20 protein-coding genes are annotated in these 22,114 nt (G+C 68.4%); 5 read left to right on the top strand and 15 right to left on the bottom strand.

Going from position 1 to position 22,114, the window contains the following annotated elements; genetic code table 11:
• Positions 1-2 precede the first annotated feature (2 nt).
• Positions 3-2,147 (top strand): DUF1302 domain-containing protein, encoded by a 2,145-nt coding sequence (locus QT386_RS02115; protein ID WP_289272076.1) that lies wholly within the window; start codon positions 3-5, stop codon positions 2,145-2,147.
• Between the two features lie 136 nt (positions 2,148-2,283).
• Here the strand turns inward: QT386_RS02115 and QT386_RS02110 are convergent, their stop codons facing one another.
• The 3 genes from QT386_RS02110 to QT386_RS02100 are packed head-to-tail and all read right to left on the bottom strand — an operon-like array spanning position 2,284 to position 5,495.
• Positions 2,284-3,276, bottom strand: coding sequence for a glutathione S-transferase family protein (locus tag QT386_RS02110; RefSeq protein ID WP_289272075.1), 993 nt, complete (start codon positions 3,274-3,276; stop codon positions 2,284-2,286).
• Positions 3,273-4,391 (bottom strand): glutathione S-transferase family protein, encoded by a 1,119-nt coding sequence (locus QT386_RS23305; protein WP_289272074.1) that lies wholly within the window; start codon positions 4,389-4,391, stop codon positions 3,273-3,275. The genes QT386_RS02110 and QT386_RS23305 overlap by 4 nt, the downstream gene beginning before the upstream one ends.
• Positions 4,392-4,394: 3 nt before the next feature.
• A complete protein-coding gene (locus QT386_RS02100) occupies positions 4,395-5,495 on the bottom strand; it encodes a glutathione S-transferase family protein (RefSeq protein ID WP_289272073.1) in 1,101 nt (366 codons plus the stop codon).
• A gap of 114 nt (positions 5,496-5,609) precedes the next feature.
• Between QT386_RS02100 and QT386_RS02095 the strand changes: the two genes are divergently transcribed.
• Entirely contained in the window at positions 5,610-6,863 is a 1,254-nt protein-coding gene (locus QT386_RS02095) for a DsbA family protein (protein ID WP_289272072.1), read from the top strand.
• Positions 6,864-6,873: 10 nt separating this feature from the next.
• Here QT386_RS02095 and QT386_RS02090 read toward each other — a convergent pair whose 3' ends face one another.
• From QT386_RS02090 to QT386_RS02080, 3 genes are all read right to left on the bottom strand, one after another.
• Positions 6,874-7,338 carry a hypothetical protein gene (locus tag QT386_RS02090; protein WP_289272356.1) on the bottom strand — a complete coding sequence of 155 codons (465 nt, stop codon included), beginning with the start codon at positions 7,336-7,338 and terminating at the stop codon, positions 6,874-6,876.
• A 107-nt stretch (positions 7,339-7,445) separates the two neighbouring features.
• Entirely contained in the window at positions 7,446-8,504 is a 1,059-nt protein-coding gene (locus QT386_RS02085) for an NAD(P)-dependent alcohol dehydrogenase (protein WP_289272071.1), read from the bottom strand.
• A gap of 101 nt (positions 8,505-8,605) precedes the next feature.
• The gene (locus QT386_RS02080) at positions 8,606-8,956 is read right to left on the bottom strand and encodes a hypothetical protein (RefSeq protein WP_289272070.1); all 351 of its coding nucleotides are present in this window, start codon (positions 8,954-8,956) and stop codon (positions 8,606-8,608) included.
• A gap of 182 nt (positions 8,957-9,138) precedes the next feature.
• Between QT386_RS02080 and QT386_RS02075 the strand changes: the two genes are divergently transcribed.
• Positions 9,139-9,594 carry an Rrf2 family transcriptional regulator gene (locus tag QT386_RS02075; RefSeq protein ID WP_289272069.1) on the top strand — a complete coding sequence of 152 codons (456 nt, stop codon included), beginning with the start codon at positions 9,139-9,141 and terminating at the stop codon, positions 9,592-9,594.
• The gene (locus QT386_RS02070) at positions 9,584-10,486 is read left to right on the top strand and encodes an NAD(P)/FAD-dependent oxidoreductase (RefSeq protein ID WP_289272068.1); all 903 of its coding nucleotides are present in this window, start codon (positions 9,584-9,586) and stop codon (positions 10,484-10,486) included. The genes QT386_RS02075 and QT386_RS02070 overlap by 11 nt, the downstream gene beginning before the upstream one ends.
• Before the next feature lie 50 nt (positions 10,487-10,536).
• Here QT386_RS02070 and dapF read toward each other — a convergent pair whose 3' ends face one another.
• Positions 10,537-11,376 (bottom strand): diaminopimelate epimerase, encoded by an 840-nt coding sequence (gene dapF / locus QT386_RS02065; protein ID WP_289272067.1) that lies wholly within the window; start codon positions 11,374-11,376, stop codon positions 10,537-10,539.
• A gap of 298 nt (positions 11,377-11,674) precedes the next feature.
• On the opposite strand from dapF, the gene arr reads away from it, so the two are divergent.
• A complete protein-coding gene (gene arr / locus QT386_RS02060) occupies positions 11,675-12,076 on the top strand; it encodes an NAD(+)--rifampin ADP-ribosyltransferase (RefSeq protein ID WP_289272066.1) in 402 nt (133 codons plus the stop codon).
• A 95-nt stretch (positions 12,077-12,171) separates the two neighbouring features.
• Here arr and QT386_RS02055 read toward each other — a convergent pair whose 3' ends face one another.
• The 8 genes from QT386_RS02055 to QT386_RS02020 form a co-directional block, all read right to left on the bottom strand.
• Positions 12,172-13,539: a cytochrome P450 gene (locus tag QT386_RS02055; protein WP_289272065.1), complete on the bottom strand. Its 1,368-nt coding sequence runs from the start codon at positions 13,537-13,539 to the stop codon at positions 12,172-12,174.
• Positions 13,540-13,757: 218 nt separating this feature from the next.
• Positions 13,758-14,459, bottom strand: a complete 702-nt coding sequence (locus QT386_RS02050; protein WP_289272064.1) for a pseudouridine synthase — start codon at positions 14,457-14,459, stop codon at positions 13,758-13,760.
• Positions 14,456-15,517 (bottom strand): class I SAM-dependent methyltransferase, encoded by a 1,062-nt coding sequence (locus QT386_RS02045; protein WP_289272063.1) that lies wholly within the window; start codon positions 15,515-15,517, stop codon positions 14,456-14,458. Before QT386_RS02045 ends, QT386_RS02050 begins: the two co-directional genes overlap by 4 nt.
• Before the next feature lie 241 nt (positions 15,518-15,758).
• Positions 15,759-16,820: an MBL fold metallo-hydrolase gene (locus QT386_RS02040; RefSeq protein WP_289272062.1), complete on the bottom strand. Its 1,062-nt coding sequence runs from the start codon at positions 16,818-16,820 to the stop codon at positions 15,759-15,761.
• A gap of 55 nt (positions 16,821-16,875) precedes the next feature.
• Positions 16,876-17,733 (bottom strand): SDR family oxidoreductase, encoded by an 858-nt coding sequence (locus tag QT386_RS02035; RefSeq protein ID WP_289272061.1) that lies wholly within the window; start codon positions 17,731-17,733, stop codon positions 16,876-16,878.
• Between the two features lie 98 nt (positions 17,734-17,831).
• Positions 17,832-20,111 carry a DUF3604 domain-containing protein gene (locus QT386_RS02030; protein ID WP_289272060.1) on the bottom strand — a complete coding sequence of 760 codons (2,280 nt, stop codon included), beginning with the start codon at positions 20,109-20,111 and terminating at the stop codon, positions 17,832-17,834.
• Positions 20,112-20,119: 8 nt separating this feature from the next.
• The gene (locus tag QT386_RS02025) at positions 20,120-21,091 is read right to left on the bottom strand and encodes a HupE/UreJ family protein (protein ID WP_289272059.1); all 972 of its coding nucleotides are present in this window, start codon (positions 21,089-21,091) and stop codon (positions 20,120-20,122) included.
• The gene (locus QT386_RS02020) at positions 21,091-21,861 is read right to left on the bottom strand and encodes a peptidylprolyl isomerase (RefSeq protein WP_289272058.1); all 771 of its coding nucleotides are present in this window, start codon (positions 21,859-21,861) and stop codon (positions 21,091-21,093) included. The genes QT386_RS02025 and QT386_RS02020 overlap by 1 nt, the downstream gene beginning before the upstream one ends.
• Positions 21,862-22,114: the final 253 nt, after the last annotated feature.

The following is a 22,114-nucleotide window of genomic DNA, read 5'->3' as shown; positions in this document are numbered from 1 at the left end:
CGATGAAGCAGACGGCATTGGTGGCGGCGCTGTTCCTGACGCTGCCGGCACAGGCGGTGGATTTCGACTGGGGCCCGGTCAGCGGGGCGCTCAATACCCGTCTGTCCTTCGGCGCCGCAATGCGCGTGCAGGACCGCGACGAACGCCTCCTGGGCAAGCTCAACGTGCCGGGCCAGCAGGGGCTCTGCGTGGCCGACGACTGCCAGTCCGCCAGCGGCGACCCCGCGCCGAACCAGCGCCTGGTCGATGCGCGCGGCAGCTTCTCCGGCGTGAACGAGGACAACGGCAACCTCAACTACGACAAGGGCGACCTCACCGCGGCGATCTTCCAGGTGCGGCCCAAGCTGGAGCTGGTCTGGGACGACTGGCAGTTCCAGGCCTCGGCACTGTTCTTCCACGACGTGGTCAACAGCGGCTTCCAGGAAACCCACAATGACACGCGCTTCCAGCCGCGCCATTCGCGGCGCAACGGCGCGGCCGAGGAGCTGTTTGCCAGCGGCTATCGCCTGGGCAACCTGTTCGTCTCGCGCAGCTTTGCCGTGGGGGAGCAGGAGCTGCTGGTGAAGGTGGGCAACCAGGTGCTGAACTGGGGCGAGGCCAACCTGGTGCAGTTCAACACGCTGGCGGAAATCAGCCCGCTGGATGCGCCGGTGCTGGGCATGCCGGGCTCCGAGCCCAGCCAGCTGCAGCTCGCGGTGCCGCTGGCGGTGGCTTCGCTGACGCTGACGGAGAACCTGGCGCTGGAGGCGGTGTACCAGCTCGGCTGGCGCGGCGCGAAGCTGCCGGCCACCGGCAGCCTACTGTCCTTCAGCGACATTGCGGGTGGCGGCGAATACGCCATCACCGGTTTCGGCAACTACAGCGAGGACCCGGACGGGCAGTTCTCGCCGGCCGGCCTGGTGTCGCTGGTGTCGCAGTCCACGCGCACCCTGCGCATCCCCGACGCGGACTTCGCCGCGCCGAGTGATGACGGCCAGTACGGCCTGCGCCTGAACTACCTGGCGGACTGGCTCAACGGCGGCACCGAGCTGACCCTGCACTACCTGCGCTATCACAGCCGCTATCCGCTGCTCAGCGGCTATGCGGCGAATGCCAGCTGCACGCGTGATTCTCCGGGCGGTGGCTTCGCAGGCGCCTTCGTGGCCTGCATGGGCTTCAACGCGCCGATCAATCCTCTGGGCCGCGAGCCGCTGCCGGTGGATACGGCGCAGCTGTTCCTCGAGTATCCGGAAGACATTGATCTCTTCGGCATCAGCTTCAATACCAACGTGGGCGACTGGGCACTGTCGGGCGAATACAACTTCCGTCCCAACCAGCCGCTGCAGGTATTGCAGTCCGACGTGCTGTTCACGGTGCTGGGGCCGGCCTTCCCGGCGCAGGACATCCCCATCGGCGTGTCGGCAGTGTCGGACCCCAACCTGCTGGCCGGCCTGCCGTCGGCGCTGGCGCCGGCACTGCAGGGGCTGCAGGCCGGGCTGGGCGCGCTGCTGCCCGGTGGCGCTCTGTTCACGCTACCCGGCGAGAACAGCGCGGTGCCGGACTACCTCTCGCGCTACCGCGGCGTGACGGTCAATGCCGGCGACTACGTCCAGGGTTACGAGCGGCAGAAGGTGTCGCAGATGTCGCTGACCGGCATCCGCAGCTTTGCCGACAACCCCTTTGGCGCGGCGCAGGTGTTCTGGGTGATCGAGGGCGCAGCGCTGATGGTCCACGACATGCCGGCCCGTGGCGAGCTGTACTTCGAGGGTGCCGGCGACCGCACGCATCCCTCGGCCGGTGCCGACGGCACGGGTACGCCCGACGGCCTGCCGGATACACGCCACATCAATCCCACGCAGATGCGCAGCGGCTTCGGCGACGACTTTGCCTGGGGTTACCGCAGCCTGCTGCGCTTCACCTACAACGAGCTGCCGGGCAACATCGCGCTGTATCCCACCTTCCTGTGGTTGCACGACATCAAGGGCATCTCGCCTGCACCGATCATCAACTTCATCGAGGGCCGCAAGGTGCTGGTCAGCAGCCTGATGGCGGAGTTCCCGGATGACTGGACGGCGGGCGTCAGCTACCAGGTGTTCACCGGGGGCGGCACGCATCACCGGCTGAGGGATCGGGATAACGTTTCGATCTACGTGGCGAAGGTGTTCTAGCGCCTGCTTCCCTCTCCCCTGGCGGGAGAGGGAAGACAAGCGATGGCGCCATCCATGGCGGGACTTCATCTACCCGATCGACCACCAAGGCGGCCATCTGTGGCCGCCCGGCAAGCGGGCGAGGGCTAAAGAAAGATCAGGCCAGATACCCCAAGCAGCCAGTCTTCTCCATCAGCGGCTCAAGCCCCGCCCTCGCCTCCACCGGCAACGCCGCCCACTGGCTGCGGATCTGGCCGTAGCACTTGGCTTGGTAGGCGAAGGGCTGCTGGGTGTACTCGCGGCCGCGGATGGAGACGGTCATCTGCGGCTCGCCCTTCTCCAGCGCGGCGGCATTGGCGCGCAGGAACGGCAGGTACTCGGCGCCCACCATTTCCAGCAGGGCCTCGCGCACGGCGGCGGCCTTCTCCGGCTTCCATTCGCCGTCCACGCCGGAGCAATCATCCAGGGTGATCACCCAGGCCTCCACGGCGGGCGCACGCTCGCGGCAGAGTCGCTGCGGCCAGGGGTCGGTGGTGAGCTGGGCGAGTTGGCCGTAGAGGCCGAAATCGGCCAGCGAGGGGCGGCTGCCGAAGAGATAGTGCTGGCCGCCGACGTAGGGGCCGAGGATGTCCAGCAGGCGAGCGTAGGCGGCCTCGATCACCGGCGCGTTTTCCGGGGTGCAGCCGACCATGGCCATGCGGCTGCGCTGGCGGTCGTGGAACATCTTCGCAGCCTGGTCATGCGCCTTGCCGGTGGCGGCGGGCAATGCGTCCCGCACGATCCAGTGGCTGGCCCACATCGCCGTGGCATCTTCATGCCAGCGGTAGTGGAACATGAGCTTGCTCAACCACTCGTCGGCGAAGTCTTCGATCAGGTGGCAGACGAAGGCATCTGCAGCGTCCGGCGGGATGATGGAGCGCTCGGCGTGGCGCTGCTCCAGCAGGTGTGCGGTGGGCGTGGAGTCCACGCGAAATTCACCGGTATCCGGCAGCTTCAGCACCGGAATCAGCTTGGGCTTCACCCGGGCGATTTCCGGCAGGGTTTCCGGAGTGCCGGCCTTCCAGACGTGCGGCAGCCGGCGATAGCGCAGGATGGCGCGCAGCTTGCGCGAGTAGGGCGAAGGGTTGCCGCCGTAGAGGATGTAGGTCATTCGCAGTCCCAGGGTGTGCCGCTGAAGTAATAGCGCAGGCGCTGGGCGGCCGTCACCTTTCGCGGTTGCACGATGGCGGTGTCGATGGGCGCCACTTGCGCGGCGCTGCGGCGCTGCAGGAGCCCGCCGATGACGGGGCCCAGGCGCTGCCCGATGCGCTGGCGCACATCGGGCGGCAGGGCCTCGAAGTCACGCTGCAGCGTGGCCAGGCAGCGCGCGCGGTAGCGCACCGCCGGCAAGTCCGGGTAGTCGATGCCGCCATAGGCTCCGGAAAAGCGCTTCTGGCCGGCGGCGACGGCCGCGGCGTTGTCGTGCAGGTACGGCAGGTAGGCGGTACCGATGTCGGCGAACAAGGCATCCCAGGCGGAATCGGAGAAGTCGTCCAGCTCCGTGGCGCCCCACTCTTCGCTGCCGGCGTTCCAGACGCGAGAGACCCAGGCCCAGACGCGCGGCGCCTGCGCGGCCATGAGCGCGGCGGGGCGCGGGTCCTGCGCGTAGTGGCGCAGCATGGGGCCGCACCAGGCGATGTCCACCAGGCTGGGGCGGTCACCGAGCAGGTAGCGGCGCTTTCCCAGCAGCGCTTCCAGCCAGGCCAGCGCCTGCGGATACAGCGCGGCGATGGCGTCGAAATTATGGGCGCGCACGCCGTCGCCGCGCAGGAAGATGCGCTGCTGCCGCTTGCGGAAGTACAGGGCCATGCCGGCGGCGGGATGAATGGTGCCGCGCGACAGTTCCTCTCCCAGGCGGCTGCCGAGATAACGGGCGTTGTCCGGCCAGGCCCAGCGCCAGAACATGGCGGGGCGCCACTGCCACTCGTCGCAGAAGTCCTCCACCAGGGCGGAGAGGAAGGCGCGATAGGGGTCCTGCGGGATCAGCGAGCGCTGCGGGTGTTCGGCGTCGAGCCAGCGCAGCAGCGGCGTGCTGTCGTAGAGCCAGAGTCCGTCGTCGCGGCGTACGGCGGGCACTTTCATCCAGCCGGTGTGGGGCAGGACCTCGTTCAGCAGGGTGTCGCTGGACACCGGTACGCGCTCGTAGGCGATGCGCTTGGCGCGCAGCGCGCATTCCAGCTTGCCGCTGAAGTAGGAGACGTCGGAGAGGTAGACGCGGTAGCCCACGTCTCAGCGCTCCGCCTTCACGTGCAGCCCCACGCGCTTGAGCCTCACGCCGATGTCGAGGCGCATGGCATCCGGCACGCCCTGCGCGGCGGTCCAGGCATCGACTCGGCCACGACCGGCGGCATCCAGTGCGCCGTAGGCGTCGAGCACGCGCTGCATCATCCACAGCGTGTAGGGCATGGCGGCGCGGCGGAAGCGGCCCTGGCCCATGGGGAATTCGATGGTGCCCAGTGCGCGCGGCAGGCGCGAGCGGGCGGGCTTCTGCTTCAGCGCGGCCCGCACTTCATCGCGGATGCCTTCCACCATCGGGTAGAACTCGCGGAATACCGCGTCCAGCAACGGCTGCAGGGTTTCCGGGATGGCGTCGTCCGGCAGGAACTCGCCGCCGCGGACCTTGGGCTGGTTCATGCGCTCGATCCAGGCCTTGAGATGCGGGCGCGGTTCCACCAGGTGCTTCTTCGGCCAGGGATCGCGACCGAGGTGGCCGTACATCGGGCCGATGAGGCCGAAGTCCGCCACCGAGGGGCGCGTGCCGAACAGGAAAGGCAGCACGGCGAAGTGCTTCTCCAGCGCGTCGAGCATGTCCTCGGTCCAGCGCTCCATGACGGCGCGCTGCTCGGGGATCACACCCACCGCGGGCAGGTAGCTGCGCATCTTGTCGGCCACGTAGGCCGCCAAGCGATCCTTCACCACGCGAGGGAACCAGGGCAGCAGGCCGTCGCCGCTGTCGGCCTGGAACAGCTTGTAGTTCTCCGGGTAGATCCAGCGGTAATGCATGGCCGGGGGGATCCACCACTCGTCCGCCCAGGCTTCCAGCAGCAGCGCGGCGATGCGCTGGCGCGGGGTGGCGGGGGTGACCGGCGCCTCCGGGAAGCGCCGCTCGATGGCCTCGGCGATGTCGGTGGTGTCCTGCAGCCACTCGCCCTGCGGCGTGACCACCACCGGCATGACGGCGGCGCCGGTCTTGCGCGGGATCTTCCACAGCAGCGTCAGCGCGTCCACCGCGCGGTCTTCGAAAGGCACGCCCTTGTAGCGCAGGTAGGCGCGGGTCTTGCCACTGAAATACGACAGATGCCAGCCGTGCATCACATAAGGCTTGTCCACGTCCCCACTCCCCGGTTATGCGGAAGCGGCCTTGCCTGCGGCCCTTCCATTGATATTTACACTATGTAAACTACCCTCTGGACACGGTCAAGGACCCTGGAGACCATAGGCCCCATGAATAACGCCACACTGCCGGCTGCCGGCTTGCCGCCCAGCTTCAAGTCACGTATTGCCGAGCGCATCGCCGGCTCGCAGAACCTGCTGGCACGCTGGCGCTCGGGCCCCGACCTGGAGCTGTACTACGAGGCCGGGGACCCGCACTCCCAGCTCTGCGCCGCGCTGGCGCGGCGCCTGCTGCCGCGCCTGGGCACCCTGTTGCGCATCCGCCTGGTGCCCACGCCCAACGCCGAGACCTATCCCGAGGAAGCCCGCCAGCGCGCCTTCGCCGCCACCGACGCGGCCCGCCTGGCGCCCTGCCATGGCCTGCCGGTGCCCCGGATGCTGACGCCCGTGCAGATCGCGCAGCTGCAGGCCCGCCTGGCGGCGGCCGGGGATGGCGCGGAGTTCCTGGCGGCCGAGGAGGCGGCGTTGCGGGAGCTGGACGATGGCCGGCCGATCAGCGGGCCAGTGGCCGATTCCGGCAGCCTGCAGAAACTGCTGCAGGCCAATGCCGCACGGCGTCGCCAGTTGGCTCACTACCTGCCCGCCATGTGGCAGTACCACGGCGAGTGGTTCTGGGCGTTGGACCGTCTGGAATTCCTGCGGGCACGGCTGAAGGCCGACGGTGTGCTGGGAGACTCGGCACCACTGTCGACGCTGGATGCCTCGCGACTGCCGGAGGCGCCGGTCGCACCCGGCACGCCGCTGGAGTTCTGGTATAGCTTCCGCAGCCCCTATTCCTACCTGGCCGCGGTGGAACTGCTGCGCCGACGCGCCACCGGCCACGGCACGGAGCTGCGGGTACGCCCGGTGCTGCCCATGGTGATGCGCGGACTGCCGGTGCCGTCGATCAAGCGCCTGTACATCGTGCGCGACGTGAAGCGCTGCGCCGACGCGCAAGGCATCCCCTTCGGCCGCATCCACGATCCGGTGGGCGATCCGGCATCGCGGCTACTGACGGTGTTCCCCCTGGAGGCGGATGTGGATACACAGCTGCGCTACTGCGCCATCGCCGGCCAGAGCGTATGGGCCGAGGGCCTGGATGCCGGACGTGACGACGTGCTGCGGAGCATCTACGAGCGCTGCCGCCTGGATTGGGCGCCGGCAGCGGCGAAGCTGGCGCGTGGCATCGACACGCAGTACGCGCAGGACAACCGCGACGCGCTGTTCGCGGCGGGGTTGTGGGGCGTGCCGAGCTTCCGTGCGGGCGACTTCAACACCTGGGGACAGGATCGCTTGTGGATGGTGGAAAAGGTGACGGGGGCCTGAGGATACGGGCCTATGCCCGAGCGCGCGGCACATCTTTCACGAGCAACGGCGCCAACCGCTCCCATGCCTCCTGCGCGGATGCCGGCAGCGGCACATCGATCTGCAGCTGTGGAACCCGCAAGCATCGCTCGCGGACGCCGCCGCCGAGTAGCCGCGCCGGATCGTCGATGAGCCGGCGGTAACGCTTGCGGAAGTCACGATACTTGTCGCGGCTCACTACGCACCCCTTGCAGGCGGTGGCCATGCGGAGCAGCACGCCGTCGGCACGCTTGCCCGAGGCTACCTCGATGCAATGGCGCGGATGCTCCAGCAAAAGCTCGTAGACGGCTCTCTCGTCACCCAGTCGATAGCGGGCATTGGCGTCGAAGTACAGCACCGCATCCTGCCCCTGTTCCAGTAGCCGAGCCAGCAGGGTCAGTGGCGCGCGCAGGGACGGCGGCTGGCCGGTCCAGTAGGCCAGGTTCAGCGCGTCGATGAAGATGCGCGGTGGACCGGCGAGCGCGGGCGCGGCGGGCGGGCGCGCCCAGGGCAGGCGCAGGACCAGCCCGCACCACCAGCCGCGGAGACGAGCGAGCAGCGATTTCAGTCGGCGTTCGCCTGCGACAGGGAGGCCATGTCAATCACGAAGCGATAGCGCACGTCGGACTTCTCCATGCGCTCGAAGGCTTCGTTGATCTGGTCCATACGGATCATCTCGCAGTCCGGCAGGATGTTTCGGGCGGCGCAGAAGTCCAGCAGTTCCTGCGTCTCGGCGATACCGCCGATCAGCGAGCCGGTGATGCGGCGGCGGCCGGAGACCAGCGGCATGCTGGAGGTCTCGGCCAGGGGGCCGAGCTGGCCGACGATGACCAGTGTGCCGTCGATGTCGAGCAGCGGCATGTAGGGCGTGACGTCATGCTTGACCGGCACGGTGTCGATGATGACGTCGAAGCTGCCCTTGGCCTTCTTCATGGCGTCCTTGTCGGACGACACCAGCAAGCGGTGGGCACCCAGGGCGAGTGCGTCGGCCTGCTTGTCGGGCGTGCGGCTCAGCACGGTGACGTCGGCGCCCAGACCCACGGCGAGCTTCACCGCCATGTGGCCGAGGCCGCCGAGGCCGAGCACGCCCACGCGGGTACCGGGGCCGACCTTCCAATGGCGCAGCGGCGAGTAGGTGGTAATGCCGGCGCAGAGCAGCGGGCCCGTACGCGCAGGATCCAGGCCCTCGGGCACGCGCAGCACGAATTCCTCGCGCGCGACGAGGTGCTTGGAGTAGCCGCCGAAGGTGGGCTCGCCGGTGATGCGGTCCTTGCCGTTGTAGGTCTGGGTATTGCCCTGGCGGCAGAGCTGCTCATCACCCTTCTGGCACTGGTCGCATCTCTGGCAGCTGTCCACCATGCAGCCAACGGCCACCGAGTCGCCGACCTTGTAGCGCTTGACCTCGCTGCCCACCGCGGTGACGCGGCCGACGATCTCGTGGCCGGGGACCGAGGGATAGGTGCTCCAGCCCCAGTCGTTGCGGGCGGTGTGCAGGTCGGAGTGACAGACGCCGCAGTAGAGGACTTCCATCGCCACGTCGTTGGGGCGCAGTTCACGGCGCTCGACGGTGAACGGCGCCAGGGGCGTGGTGGCGGACAGGGCCGCATATCCGATGGTCTTCATGGGCTTGGCTTCTTCTGCAGTGAGAGGGGCCGGCCGATCACGGACCGGCCGGCCCCGGGAGCTTATCGCAGAAATTCAGGCCCTTGCAGGCGCTCCTGCAGCTAGGCGCCGGCCTGGGCGGCGGCCCCGTTGCCGCGACGGCGCTGCTTCTTCTCCTTGACCTCGGCCTTGCGCGCGGCGGCCTGCTCCTTGTGGGTGGGCGTGGCCAGGTTCGAAAGCTTGTGACCGATCTGCGCCACGCCGTCCTTGAGCGTGCGCTGCAGTTCTTCCTTGGTGTTGGCCAGCACCTGGGCCGTCTGCTGCCCGCCTTCCACGACAACGCTCTTGGCGGCCTGTAGGGTCTGTGCGCCGGTCTGGATCACGTCCTTGCCGTGGGCACCGATCAACTCGACCTTCCCCTTGGCTTCGGCGACAGCATCCTTGACGGTTTCGACGATCTTGTTGGCGCTCATCCTTGAACTCCTGAGTGAATGGAAATGCCTGCCGTTTTGCAGGTTCAAGGGTGTAGACCGGCGCCGACGCCCGGAGTTCAGGGGCCACCGGCCCGCCCGATTTCACCGCGAATCAGTGACCTACAGGATTTTGCCGCCGGCGCGGCTCGACAGGTCCGCCAATATGTATCATTGTTTGTTACATGAAAAAGGACTGCAAGCTTTCCTCGGTGCTGCACGTGCTGCTGCACATGGCGCACAGCGACCGGGCCCTGACCTCCGAGGAGTTGTCGGGATACCTGCAGACCAACCCGGTGGTGGTGCGGCGCACGCTCGCGGGGCTGCGCGCGCTGGGCTACGTGGAGGCCGTGAAGGGCCCGGGCGGCGGCTGGACGCTGAGCTGCGACCTGGCCAAGGTGACGCTGCGCGACATCTATGACGCCGTAGGCGCGCCAGGCGTCTTTGCCATGGGGCACCGCGAGGAAAACCCGCAGTGCCTGGTGGAGCAGGCCGTGAACGAAGGCCTGGACAAGGCCTTCCAGGAGGCCGAGGCCTTGCTGATCGGCCGGCTCTCCGGCGTCACGCTGGCCGACCTCTCGGCCGACTTCAATCGACGCTACCAAGCGCACTCGCGCAGGAAGACACCTCATGTCCACTGAAAACCCCAGCCGCTACGACGCCATCGTGGTTGGCGGCAGCTACGCCGGCCTGTCTGCCGCCCTGCAACTGGCCCGCGCGCGACGCCGCCTGCTGGTGATCGACGCCGGCATCCGCCGCAACCGTTTCGCGCAGGCTTCCCACGGGTTCCTGGGACAGGACGGACGGCCGCCCGAACTGATCGCCGCCGAGGGGCGCCAGCAACTGCTGGCCTACCCCAACGTGCAGTGGCAGGACGGCAGCGCCGCCTCGGCCCGGCGCGAGGAAGGCGGCTTCAGTGTGTCGATGGAAGATGGCGCAGGCTTCCAGGCTTCATACCTGGTGCTCGCTACCGGTGTGAAGGACGGACTGCCGGCGGTGGAGGGCCTGGCGGAGCGCTGGGGACGCAGCGTCTTCCATTGCCCCTACTGCCACGGCTATGAGTTGAACGAAGGCCGCATCGGCGTGCTCGCCGTGGGCCCGAATTCCATGCACCACGCGCTGATGCTGCCGCATTGGGGACGAGTCACCTTCTTCATCAACGGCAGTTTCGAGCCCGACGCCGAGCAGCGTGCGGCACTGCAGGCCCGTGGTGTCCGCATCGAGACACGTCGCGTGCGGCGCCTGGCCGATACCGCGACGGTGGAACTGGAAGACGACGAGCGCGTGGTGCTGGACGGGCTGTTCACCGCCACGCATATGACGATGGCCAGCCCACTGGCGCAACAACTCGGCTGCGAGCTGGATGAAAGCCCGATGGGACACTACATCCGTACCGACGCCCTGAAGCAGACCACGGTGCCCAGTGTGTTCGCCTGCGGCGATGCCGCGCGCATGGCGGGCAACGTGGCGCTGGCGGTGGGGGATGGCGCGCAGGCCGGAGCCTCGGCGCATCGGGCAATGTTGTTCGGGTAAACCCTAGCTTTCGCGAAAGGCGGGACTGGCCCTGCCCTCCGCTTTTCCGATCAGGCTGCGGCCCGGATCAGTTCAGGCGAGAGGACGCCCTCGGCCACCTTTGCGGCAGGGCCGGTCATCCGGACCTCGAATGCAGTCGACACGCTGATCGACAACTCCCCGCCTGGCATGGCGACCACCAGATCGGGATCGCAGAAGCCACGACGCACGGACGCAGCGGCCGCCGCACAACTGCTGCTGCCGGAAGCGAACGTATAGCCGGCGCCGCGCTCCCATATCTCGATCTCGATCCGTCGACGGCTGGCGATCTTCACGAACTGCACATTGGTCCGGTTCGGGAATTTCTCGTGCCGCTCGATGAGCGGGCCCAGCCGCTCGACCATGGCTCGGCTGGTGGCGTCAGCGTGGATGACGTAGTGGGGGTTGCCGATGCTGGCGCCATTGAAACGAATCTTCTCGCCCGCGACATCCAGCTCCTCGTCGATCACTTCCCGCTGGGGCCCTGCGATGGGGATTTCAGCGCTGTCGAACGTGACCTTGCCCATGTCGACCATGATCTGCCGCCCGTGGTCCTGCACCTGGCACTGAACGACGCCGCCCTTGGTTATCAGTCGGAACGGCTGGTCGCTGACTCGCTTCATGTCCCAGAGGTAGCGCGCGAAGATGCGGATGCCGTTGCCACTCTTCTCCGCTTCCGAGCCATCCGGGTTGAAGATGCGCAGGGCGTGGTCGCCGTTGGGGGCATGGCCGGGCATGAGGATGCCGTCCGAGCCCAGGCCGTAGTGGCGGTCGCAGATGCGCCGGACCAGGGCTGGGGATGGCGTTTGCGCTGCATCGAACTCGACCACGATGTAATCGTTGCGGAGGGCCTGGTACTTATGGAATTTCATGGTCCGGGTCCTGCGCGACGCCTGGATGGAGCCGGTGCATTTGAGCATTCGGGAGAGGGCTGCCGCAATCAAGCAAGCCTTTGATCCAATCCCGTGTCGGCGCTCTTCAGACTTGGGGCGGGAGCGCTTGTGCCGTGTCCCGTTGAAGAATCGCCCCGGCCTTGTCTCGCAAACCAAAAAGGAGGCGCCAGGCGCCTCCCACATCCAATTTATATAACACCAGGGGGCTTGCGGGAAGCCCCTGTCGAGGGTTCAGCATCGGCGCCCTGCCGGAATGGCAGGCAGCATGGAGCAGGCAATGTCGGATTCGCAGACGTACTACCACGGCACGAAAGCCCACCTGAAGATGGGTGAACTGATCGTGCCAGGTCATGCATCCAACTACGGAAAAAGGAAGAAAGCCGTTTTCGTTTATCTGACCGCCACCCTGGATGCGGCCATCTGGGGAGCCGAAATGGCCGCCGGTGCCGGCGTAGGCAGGATCTATGTCGTGGAACCTACGGGCCCCATCGAGGACGACCCCAATCTGACGGACAAGAAGTTCCCCGGGAATCCCACGGAATCCTATCGCTCTCGGCACGGCTTCCGGGTGATCGGCGAAGTAACCGAGTGGGAAGGACACTCTCCGGAACGACTCAAGCAAATGCGCGACGGGATCGAAGAACTGGAGCGACGAGGCATCGAGGCGATCGAGGATTGAAGCCCCCTGTATTCGATCCGCGGCAGGCGACCCGCCGGAGGGCGCGGCCCCTCATCCCAATTCTCTCCCCGCAAGCGGTGAGAAGGAGGAAAAGCTCAGCGGCTCTCGAAACGCAGCTTCAGGTTCTGGGGCGCCATGGTGAACGCGAAGCTCTCTTCCACTGGCCGATCGTCTGTCAGGCGGATGCGGAATTCGCGTGCCAGCATGCTGGCGACCGTACGGATTTCCAATTGCGCGAGATTGCGCCCGGGGCAAAGGCGCGGACCGTGGCCGAAGGCCAGCGGCGCGCGATTGACATAGCTGGGCTGCGGTGAGAGCCAACGCTCGGGTCGGAAGCCCGGGTCGCCGGGGAACTCAATAGGGTCGGCAGCAGCCGGGCGCGTGACCAGCACCAGGTCCGTACCGGCGGGCACGGCGTAGCCGCCCAGTGCCACGTCCACGTTCGCGTGCAGGAAAAATACGGGCGCCACGGGCTTGAGGCGGAAGGTCTCGCTCATGACGGCATCCAGGTAGGGGCGCTCTACCCCGCCCTGTACCGCTTCCTCATGCAGGCGCTCCTGCGCCTCTGGATTCTGCGCGAGGAAGTACATCATCCAGGCCAGCGTCATGGCGGTGGTGTCTTCGCCGGCCACCAGCGTGCCGAGGGCGTTGCTGAAGATGTCGTTGTCGCTGAAGACGGAGCCATCCTCATCTCGCGTGACGAGCAGGGCCTCGATGAAGTTGGTGGGGCGCTCGGCGAGGCTGGCGTCGCCGGCGATGCGCTTGCGGGCGTCGGCGATCAGGTTCTCGATGTAGCCGCGTACGCCGGCGATATCGGCGTCGAGTTGCCGGTCCGCCTTGAGCTTGAACCAGCGCCAGTAGGGAAACGGGATGCGGGCGCGGCGGCTGACCTGGGGGAGGATGCGGCTCAGGTGTTTCTGGATGGGGTCTTCGTGCGTCTCCAGGGCGTTGGCGTCGTAGCCGAAGGCGAAGCGGGTGGTGACGTCGAGCGTGTAGCGCATGACGTCGTCCAGCACCGTCACCGGCTGTCCACTGTCGGCGGCGCGCTGCCACAGACCCTGCAGGCGGCCGGTGATGACGTCCAGCTTCGGCATGAAGGGCGCCATGTGGTGGATGTTGAGCGCGCGCATGAAGACGCGGCGCTGGCGACGCCAGGTTTCGCCCTCCGAGGAGAACAGGGAGGTGAGGCCCATGTCGGAGATGATGCGGTGGAAGGCGGGGAAGCGCCCGAAGTTGTCGGGGCGCTCGCGCAGCACCCGGCGGCAAAGCTCGATGTCGGCGATCACCAGGAGCTGCTTGTTGAGGAAGCGGACCCGGTAGAGCGGGCCGTGCTGCTGCACCCAACGCTCCAGCACTTGATGAATCCGCCCCTGCCCCAGCTGCGGCAGGTTGCCCAGCAGCGGCCAGCCGCGGGGTGCGGGCAGTGCGCTGAGGGGTCTGGGGGGCGGCGGGGAATCGGGCATGTGTCGAGGCGCCGCGCGGGTGTTGGAGGTGTGGGGATTCTAGGCGGGCAAGGGGCGGGAAGTTGTGGCGGGGGTCTCAGGTTGATACGGCCATTTACAGATTGAGGTGGGTTGAGGGAATGGGGTGGCGGCAGGAACTGATGGTGCCCCCTCTCCCCAGCCCCTCTCCCTCAAGGGGAGAGGGAGATGGTTTGTTGCCCCTCGCAAGTGCTGCTGACTCAGCGCCCGAACAGCGTCTCCAGGTGCTCGGGGCCCAACTGGCGCCATTGGCCGCTGGGGAGGTCCTGCAGGGAGAGGCCGCCGATGCTGGGGCGGTGCAGGCTGTTCACGTGGTTGCCCACCGCGGCGAACATGCGGCGCACCTGGTGGTAGCGGCCTTCGGTCAGCGTGAGGCGCGCGTGGCGCGGGCCCAGGGTTTCCATCTGGGCGGGGGCCAGGGGGGTCTGTTCCGATTCCAGCATCAGCTCGCCGCTGGCGAAGATGACGGCCTCGTCACCGCGCAGGTCCTGGGCCAGAGTGGCTTCGTAGATCTTGTGGAGGCCGGCCTTGGGGGAGACGATGCGGTGCAGCAGGGCGCCGTCGTCGGTCATCAGCAGCAGGCCGCTGGTGTCGCGGTCCAGCCGGCCCACCGTCGACAGCAGCGGCGAGCGCTCGCGGAAGCGCGGCGGCAACAGCTCGTAGATCAGTTGCCCGCGATCCTTGGTGGAGCAGGTATAGCCGGTGGGCTTGTGCAGCATCAGCGTCAGGCCGGCGGGCGGGTCCAGCGGCTCGCCGTCGATGCGGATGGCGGCGTGCTCGACCTTGTCGTCGGCGTACAGGACCTCGCCTGCCTCATCGGTGATGCGGCCCTGGCGGAACAGAGCGGTGACGTCCTTGCGGCTGCCGTAGCCGAGGTTGGCGATCAGGCGCACCAGCCTCATGACCGATGCCTCGGCTTGCGGGCCTCCACGACCTTGAAGCCGCCGGCCTGGGCGACGCTGCGGATCTCGCCGAAGTGCTCGTCCAGCGCCCGCTCGTAGGGCAGGTGACGGTTGGCCACCATCCAGAAGCGGCCACCGGGGTTCAACGACTGCGCGGCCACGGCGATGAAGCTGCGGCCGATGTCGGGGCGCTCTTCGCCGCCCTGGGCGTGGAAGGGCGGGTTGCTGACGATGCTGTCGTAGCGGCGCGGCAGGCCGATGGTGACGTCATGCCAGGAGAACTCCACCGGCACGCGCGCGGACTGCAGGTTGAGCCTGGCCATGGCCAGCGCGCGTGATTGCGCTTCATACAGGTCTAGCGCGGTGATCTGCGGGCAGCGCGCCAGCAGCTCGGCGCTGAGGTAACCGTAGCCGGCGCCGAGATCGGCGGCGTGGCCAGAGAGATCGGCGGGCAGGTTGGCGGCGAGCAGGGCGGAGGCGGCGTCGATCCGGTCCCAGGCGAAGACACCGGGGCGGCTGGTGAAGCGGCCCTCGAGGATCGGGCGTGGTGCGTCGAGGCTCGCCCACTCTTCGGCCAGCACGGTGTCGGCGGGGCCTTGCAGCGGGGCGGTCCAGAAGACGCGGCACTTGCGCTTGGAGCGGTTGCTGACGCCGCCGGCCAGCCGAGCCAGGTCGTCCTCGCCGGTGCGGGCGCCCTCGTCGTTGCGCATGCAGGCCAGCACGCGGCCACCGGGAGCGCAGCGGGCCACGGCCTGGGCGAACAGCCCGCGCGCTTCCTGGCGCTGGCGCGGCGGCAGCAGCAGCACCAGCGGATAGCGGCGCGACGGGTCCAGCGATTCGAGCTCGACGGTGGGCAGGCCGGCTTGCCCCAGGGCATCGGCGGCGGGCTTGAACTCCTGCTCGCAGACCAGGCCGGGACGCGGTGCCTGGCGCAGGGCGAGGCCGTCCTGGGCGCGCAGGAACAGGGCGCCGCCTTCGGCCGGCCAGTCCAGCAGGCCATCGGCGAGGGGCTGGAACAGCGTGGCCAGGGTGTCGTCGGTGTAGCGGTCAAGACTCATCGCGGGAGACGTGGGAAGGCAGTCATCGCGCGGATTCTTTCAGAAAGCGGGGCGGTGCGCTTTTAGGGCAGGAGTGCAACTCCGGTGACGCCATCCATGGCGGGACTTCTGCTCGCCCATCCAGCCCCTGGGCGGCCCTCCATGGCCGCCCGTGATCCATCGCAGGCGATGACATCGAGTCATCGCCAAAGCGCGACAGCTCACCCTCTCCCGCAAGGGGAGAGGGGCAAGGCACAGCGAATCAGCGCAGCTGCGTCACCACCGGCTCGCCGCCGGCCAGCGGCAGTTCCACCAGCATGCCGTCGCGGGCCAGGGCGACGCCCTTGGGGCGGATGTCGCTGACGCCGGCGAGGAAGCGGCGCTCCAGGGCCTTGGGCGGCGGCGGGGTCAGGTGGTACATCAGCAGCAGCTTGGCGCCGGCCTCGTTGGCGACCTCGGCGGCTTCGACCGGGCTGGTGTGGTAGTCGGGAATGTCGTGGAAGACCTTGCGCAGGCGCGGGCGGTCCAGCGACTCGGCGGTGGCGGCCAGGCGCGCGACCATCTCCTGGTTCTGGGCCTCGTGCGCCAGCAGATCCACGCCCTTGGATGCGGCGACGACGCGCGCATCCTTGGTGGTGTCGCCGCTGATGACGATGGAGCGGCCCTTATAGTCGAAGCGGTAGCCGACGGCGGGATGGATCGGTGCATGCGACACCGGGAAGATGCTGACGCGCAGGTCGCCGTCGGTGAACAGGGGCTGCGGGCCGTCGCCGAGCTGGGCGGTGATGGGCTTCATGTGGCCGTACTCGGGCTTCAGCATCTCGGCGCCGTGGTGCGCCACGCGGTAGCCGTGGTCCAGCTCATAGGCCTGGCCGAAGCCGCTCACCACCTTCTCCACGCCCTCCGGGCCGTAGACCGACAACGGGCCGGGGCGGCCGGCAACCCAGGTCTGCATGTCGAACTCGCCGAGGTCGCCGATGTGGTCGGAGTGGAAGTGCGTGAGCAGCACGGCGCCGATGCGATCGCCGGGGATGCGCAGCAGGGCCAGGCGGTTCCAGGAGCCGGAGCCGGTGTCCACCACGTAGAACTTGCCGCCCGCGATCACGGCGAGGCAGGGGCGCGCGCGATCTTCCGACGGAAACGGCGAGGAGCTGCCGCAGACCAGCAGGCGCATGGCGTCGTCTGCGAACAGGGCCTGGCGATCACGGTTGTCCATGTTGCGCTTCATGACGGCGCCAACCAGGCGGTCCTGCACGGCGGGGACCTGGAAGGCGACGAAGGCGATGACGAGCAGCGCGACAAAGGCGAGGAGAAGTTTTTTCACCGCATGAACTCCAACAGTGTTGCCTGTTCTCCCACGAGCGGGAGAGGGTTCTTTGTTAAGCAGCCTTCTTCTTCGCCGTCAGCGGCCGGGCCGATTGGCGCAGGAAGCGATCCAGCAGCCAGGGAGCGACGCGCTTGGTCCAGTAGCCGGATACGGCGTCGCGGCCCACGACCACGATGGCGCGGTTGCGGCGGATACCGTCGAGCGTGCGCTTGGCCACGGTCTCGGCCTGGAGGTTGTTGGTCTTGAACCAGTTCTGGATGAAGGCCTGCGTGCGCGGCGTGTCCATGCGGCCGAACAGCTGCACCTTGGAGGCGATGGGCGTCTGCACGAAGCCGGGGCACACGGCGGTGACGCCGATGCCGGCGGCGGCCAGTTCGCTGCGCAGGCTCTCGGTGAAGCCGACCACGGCGGCCTTGGTGGCGACATAGCCGCCCAGGCCGGTGAAGCCGACCAGGCCGGCGCCGGAGGCAATATTGACGATGTGGCCGCCACCCTCGCCGCGCGCGGAGCGCGCGAGCATGGCGGGCACCACGGCGTTGAGCACGCGCACCACGCCGAGCACGTTGATCTCGTGCAGGCGGCGCCATTCGTGCATCGGCAGCTCGTGCAGCAGGCCGCCGCTGACGATGCCGGCGCTGTTGATGACGACGTCGGCGGCGGGGCCCATGGCCTGGATCGCGGCGGGCAGGCGTGCCACGTCCTCGTCGCTGGCGACGTCGACGCTGATGGTCTGCACCTCGGCGGCGCCGAGCGCGCGCAGCGAGGCTGCGGCCTTCTCGAGCTGCTCGGCACCACGCGCCACCAGCAGCAGGCGCGCGCCGCGGCGGGCCAGTTCCTCGGCCACGGCCAGGCCGATGCCGCTGGAGCCGCCGGTGATGACGCAGAGCTTGTTCCTGAAATCCTTGATCATGGGTGCTTCCTGAGTGCAGCAGGTTCTCGGAGAGGGTCGTGGTGAAAGACCGCTCACACTTCGACAAACTCAGTGCGAACGGTCTTTCGGCGACCTCGTTATTTATTCTTGATCAGCAGTGCGGCGGGCGACTCGTACCAGACCGGGGAGGCCCAGGCGCGCTCTTCGATGGTGGCGAAGATGTTGCGGCCCTTGAACGTGCCGGGGCCGCCTTCCATGCGGCAGCAGCCTTCGAAGCCCTGCCAGCCGGTCTCGGCCGGGAAGACGCCGTTGGCGGCACTCAGCGCGGCGCAGTCCACGTTCTTGCTGACGCAGAGCTGGGTGCTCCAGCGGCAGCTCGGAATCTCGCGGGTGCGGGCATACCAGTAGGCATCGCGCTCGCCGTGGAAGTCCGGATCCTGCCAGGTGACGCAGAGCTGGTCGGGGTGGCTGCCGGCGTTGACGGAGCAGTCCGGCGCGGGACGGTCCACCGGGTGGGTGGTCTTCACGACATTGTCGTAGGCATGCACCTTGGGCGCGCCGCCGGCATCCAGCGTGCCCTTGACGATGTCGATGGCCTGCAGCGGCAGGCTGGGCTCACTGCCGCCCGGATCCTGCATGGCCCAGACGGTGATCCAGGGCGCGGTGGCGCCGTCCGGCTTCGGCGGCAGGTCGCCGCCCATCACCGCGCCGGTGGCGGCGGTAACGCTCTCGCCGCCCTGCGCCAGCCTGGCGCAGATGTCGGAGGGCGGCGGCGTCCAGCTGGCCTGCATGCGGATGCGCATGCGCGGGCCGGAGGTGCCGAAGGTCTCGCCGCGGTGCAGCGCGTCCCAGACCTGGCCGCGCGTGTTCTCCGCGGACCAGACGCCGGCCAGGCCGCCGGTGCCGAAGCCGCGCGCGCGATCGGTGAAGACGCGGTTGGTGCAGTTGTCGGGGTCGTTGGGGTCTTCGCTCTTCTTATCGCAGGCCCAGAGGCCGAGATGGTCCTTGGGCTCGTCTTCCAGCACGCCGCCGTGGCCGGGGTACATCTTCTCGCGCACCATGCCGGGCGTGCCGTTATGCGTGTCGGTGGAGGCGATGATGCCCTGGCGGTAGGGATTGATGCCCAGCACGCTGCGCAGGCTCAGGCCCTCGGCCATGATGTTGCGGAAGTAGTCCAGCGGCGTGGTGCAGTTGGCAGCCGGGCCGGAGGCGCCGTTGACGCCCGCGGTCTCGCAGACGCTGGTCAGGTAGGTGGGAGACTGCGTCAGCGAGCAGAAGCTGGGATCGCGCGAGGGGTCGCCGGTGCAGTACTTGGCGCAGGACGGCGGGTCGCCCGGGAGGCCGGCGCAGACGTTCTTGGACAGCTCGAAGTCGCAGCTGCCCTCTTCGCCGCTGAGATAGTTGCCCTCCAGGCCCACGGCGCATTCCGAGCCGCCCTTGTGCTGGTAGATCTCGAACACGCGGTCGTAGCCGCGGCGAATCTCGGCGTCTCCGCGCGTCAGCGCGACCCCGTCGCGGCCCGGCGGCAGGCCGGTAGCGAAATCGCGCGGCATGAAGAAGCGGCCGTCGGACAGGTTGGCGCTGTGCGGGATGGTCAGCGCCTTGCAGTCCTTGACCTTGCCGCACTCGGTGTTCAGGTGGTCGAACAGCATCCACTCGTCGTTGACGTTGCGGTCGTCGATGCCGCTGGTCGGCGAGACGGAGCTGAAGACGGTGTCCGGCACCTCGTCGGCCTTGCCGCGGAAGATGATGTTCCGGTGCAGCATCTGGCCGCGCTTGTTGGAGCTGAACTCGTAGCCGTGCATGGTGGTGAAGCTGCAGGGCACGTATTCCTCGTCGGTGATGGCGCGCTCCTGCGCCCAGGCGGTGCGGTCGGTGGGGCTCTCCGAGAGCAGCGTCTGGATCAGGATCTGGAACGGCGTGGTGGTGCCTTCGACGAAGGCGCGGATGTTGCCGCGGATGTTGTTGCCGATGATGTTGCAGACCGGGTTGGTGCCGGCCGGCAGCGCGCCGCCTGCCTCGCAGATCAGCTCGAAGGCGCCGAGGAATTCGGCATGGTCGGTGATGGCGACGAAATCCAGCGGGCGGTCCAGAGTCTCGAAGGTGACCGGGGTGTCGGGATCCGTATCGCCCGCCGGGTAGCCGGCCGGCTCGCCCTTGGCGAAGCGGATGGCCTCGCGCGGGCCGTTGATGGAGTTGAAGAAGTAGGTGTCGAAGGAGAAGCTGGTGTGCACGTGCAGGTCGCCGTACAGCGCCTGCTTGCGGCCCGGCAGCACCGGCCCGCACTCACCCTGCACGGTGCCCGGCGGATTGTCCGTGGGCGGCTCGCTGCCCCCCGACGGCGCCTCGGAGCGGCCGCAGGCCGCGAGCAGCAGGGCCAGGGCCGGCACGGCGTAACGCATCATGGTTCTTTTCATGGTTCTCCTCATCCCAGCACCGCGACACTGCGCTCGATCAGCCAGTAGGCCGACACGGCGCCATAGGCGCAGAGCGCCAGCGGCGCCCAGCGGCGCTGCGGCTGCAGCAGGCGCACCACCGCCAGCAGCCCCAGCACGAACAGCAACTGCCCTGCTTCCACGCCCAGGTTGAAGGCGGCGAGCGCCCAGCCGCGGGCCTGCTCCGGCAGGCCGGTCTCGGCCAGCGCGCCGGCAAAGCCGAAGCCGTGCAGCAGGCCGAAGGCGAAGGCCACCGAGGCGGGCCGGCGCTGCGCCAGGCCCCGGGCTCCGGTGGCCAGCTCCACCGCCAGCAGCAGGATCGACGCGGCGATACAGGCCTCCACGGCGCCGGAGGGCAGCTGCCAGCCGCGCAGCATGGCGCCGGCCAGCGTGATCGAATGCGCCAGCGTGAAGGCGGTGAGCGTGCCGACCAGGGTGCCGAGCCCGCGACCGCTGCGGCGCCACAGCGCGAACAGGCCGACCACGAACAGCAAGTGGTCGATGCCGAGCAGGATGTGATCCACGCCCAGCACGAAGTAGTGCGCCACCGGCGGCATGTCGACGTGCGCATCGGCGTGCCATTCCGGGCGCGCGGCGGACAGCACGCTGTACCGTCCCTCGCCCTGCAGCGGCTGCACCAGCAGCACGGCATCCGGCAACTGCACGGTGAAGCCGGCCAGGCCCAGGGTGCCGTCGAGACCCTGCGGGCAGCGCAGGCGCCAATGCAGCACCACGCCCTCGTCGGCGGGCTGGCTGCGGGTCTCGCCCAGCTGCGTGCAGCTCGCCGGCCAATGCGGCTCCAGCGACAGCAGGTTGCCCTCGAAGTCTTCAGGCAGGCGTAGACGGCTATCCCAGGTCCAGGCGTCGGCCTGCGTCACGCGCCATTGCGCGCTGCTCATCGCATGCGCCCAGGCGGAGGGCGCGGCGAGCAGCAGGACCAGGGCGGCGAGCAGCGCGCGCATCAGGGCTCCAAGCCGTAGCGGGCCTTGAGCTGGGCCAGGGCCAGGCGGGTCTGCTCGCGGCGGTGCTCCAGCAGGTAGTCGCGCTGTGCGCGCTCGCGCACGGCGGCGTAGTCGGGCCGACCGACGCGACGCTCATGGATGCGCACGAAGTGCAGGCCGGTAGCCGAGGGCAGCGGACCCTGCCAGCTCTCCTGCGGTAGCTCGGCAAGCTGCGCCACGAAGGGCATGCCGAACAGGCTGACGATCTCACGCGGGCCCAGGCTTACCACCTGCGTACCGCCGGGGTGCGGGTCGCTCAACGAGGCGAGGTCGGCGCCCGGCTGCTGCAGCAACGCCGCCAGCCGCGCCGCGTCCGCCGCCATGTGGGCATCACGCAAGCCGCGCGACAGGAAAACGTGGTCGAAGCTCAGGCGCTCGAGGCCGCCATAGCGGCCAGCGTGCTGGTCGATCCATTCGTGCAGTTGCGCCGGCGTGGGCTCGGCGACGTCCACGCCGGTCTCCAGCAGCAGGCGCATCTTCTGCACCAGGCGGCGGCGCACGATCAGGTCACCCTCTTCCAGGCCGCGCGCCAGCGCCTCGCGATAGAGCACCTCGTCTTCCAGCCACTGCTCGGCGCTCTGCCCTTCGGCGGCCACGGCTGGGGGCGACAGCGGCGCCTCGTGCTGCTTCAGGAAGTCCGCGGCGAACAGCACGGCGCCCAGCGCCAGGAACAGCAGCAGGGCGTGGCGCTGCTGCAGGCGGCTGAGGGTATCGAGGAATCGCTGGATCATGCGCGGAAGCCTCCATGGGCACAGGCCGGCCGCAGCGCACGCGGGCCGCAGGTCGCGATGGAATTCAGGCTGTTCTTCAAGGCACCCCTCCCCCGGTCGCGTACATGGCGCGGCCGGCGACATTAAAGGCGCTTTATTTACAGCATGTCAACATTTTACCTGCCATCCGCGGTCGCGATGGTAAATCCACACTCGCCGCCGCCCGCGGCACCCCATGGCACGTCCGTTGCTCCCGGTGATCCGGATGGCGCCA

This window comes from Solimonas sp. SE-A11, from assembly GCF_030345715.1.
Lineage (GTDB): Bacteria > Pseudomonadota > Gammaproteobacteria > Nevskiales > Nevskiaceae > Solimonas_A.
This window is presented reverse-complemented; position numbering and strand designations above follow the sequence as displayed.

Coding starts and splice junctions, on each gene's coding strand:
- QT386_RS02115 (WP_289272076.1), top strand. CDS start 3: ATGAAGCAGACGGCATTGGTGGCGGCGCTGTTCCTGACGCTGCCGGCA.
- QT386_RS02110 (WP_289272075.1), bottom strand. CDS start 3,276: ATGACCTACATCCTCTACGGCGGCAACCCTTCGCCCTACTCGCGCAAG.
- QT386_RS02095 (WP_289272072.1), top strand. CDS start 5,610: ATGAATAACGCCACACTGCCGGCTGCCGGCTTGCCGCCCAGCTTCAAG.
- QT386_RS02085 (WP_289272071.1), bottom strand. CDS start 8,504: ATGAAGACCATCGGATATGCGGCCCTGTCCGCCACCACGCCCCTGGCG.
- QT386_RS02080 (WP_289272070.1), bottom strand. CDS start 8,956: ATGAGCGCCAACAAGATCGTCGAAACCGTCAAGGATGCTGTCGCCGAA.
- QT386_RS02075 (WP_289272069.1), top strand. CDS start 9,139: ATGAAAAAGGACTGCAAGCTTTCCTCGGTGCTGCACGTGCTGCTGCAC.
- QT386_RS02070 (WP_289272068.1), top strand. CDS start 9,584: ATGTCCACTGAAAACCCCAGCCGCTACGACGCCATCGTGGTTGGCGGC.
- dapF (WP_289272067.1), bottom strand. CDS start 11,376: ATGAAATTCCATAAGTACCAGGCCCTCCGCAACGATTACATCGTGGTC.
- arr (WP_289272066.1), top strand. CDS start 11,675: ATGTCGGATTCGCAGACGTACTACCACGGCACGAAAGCCCACCTGAAG.
- QT386_RS02055 (WP_289272065.1), bottom strand. CDS start 13,539: ATGCCCGATTCCCCGCCGCCCCCCAGACCCCTCAGCGCACTGCCCGCA.
- QT386_RS02050 (WP_289272064.1), bottom strand. CDS start 14,459: ATGAGGCTGGTGCGCCTGATCGCCAACCTCGGCTACGGCAGCCGCAAG.
- QT386_RS02045 (WP_289272063.1), bottom strand. CDS start 15,517: ATGAGTCTTGACCGCTACACCGACGACACCCTGGCCACGCTGTTCCAG.
- QT386_RS02035 (WP_289272061.1), bottom strand. CDS start 17,733: ATGATCAAGGATTTCAGGAACAAGCTCTGCGTCATCACCGGCGGCTCC.
- QT386_RS02030 (WP_289272060.1), bottom strand. CDS start 20,111: ATGAAAAGAACCATGATGCGTTACGCCGTGCCGGCCCTGGCCCTGCTG.
- QT386_RS02025 (WP_289272059.1), bottom strand. CDS start 21,091: ATGCGCGCGCTGCTCGCCGCCCTGGTCCTGCTGCTCGCCGCGCCCTCC.
- QT386_RS02020 (WP_289272058.1), bottom strand. CDS start 21,861: ATGATCCAGCGATTCCTCGATACCCTCAGCCGCCTGCAGCAGCGCCAC.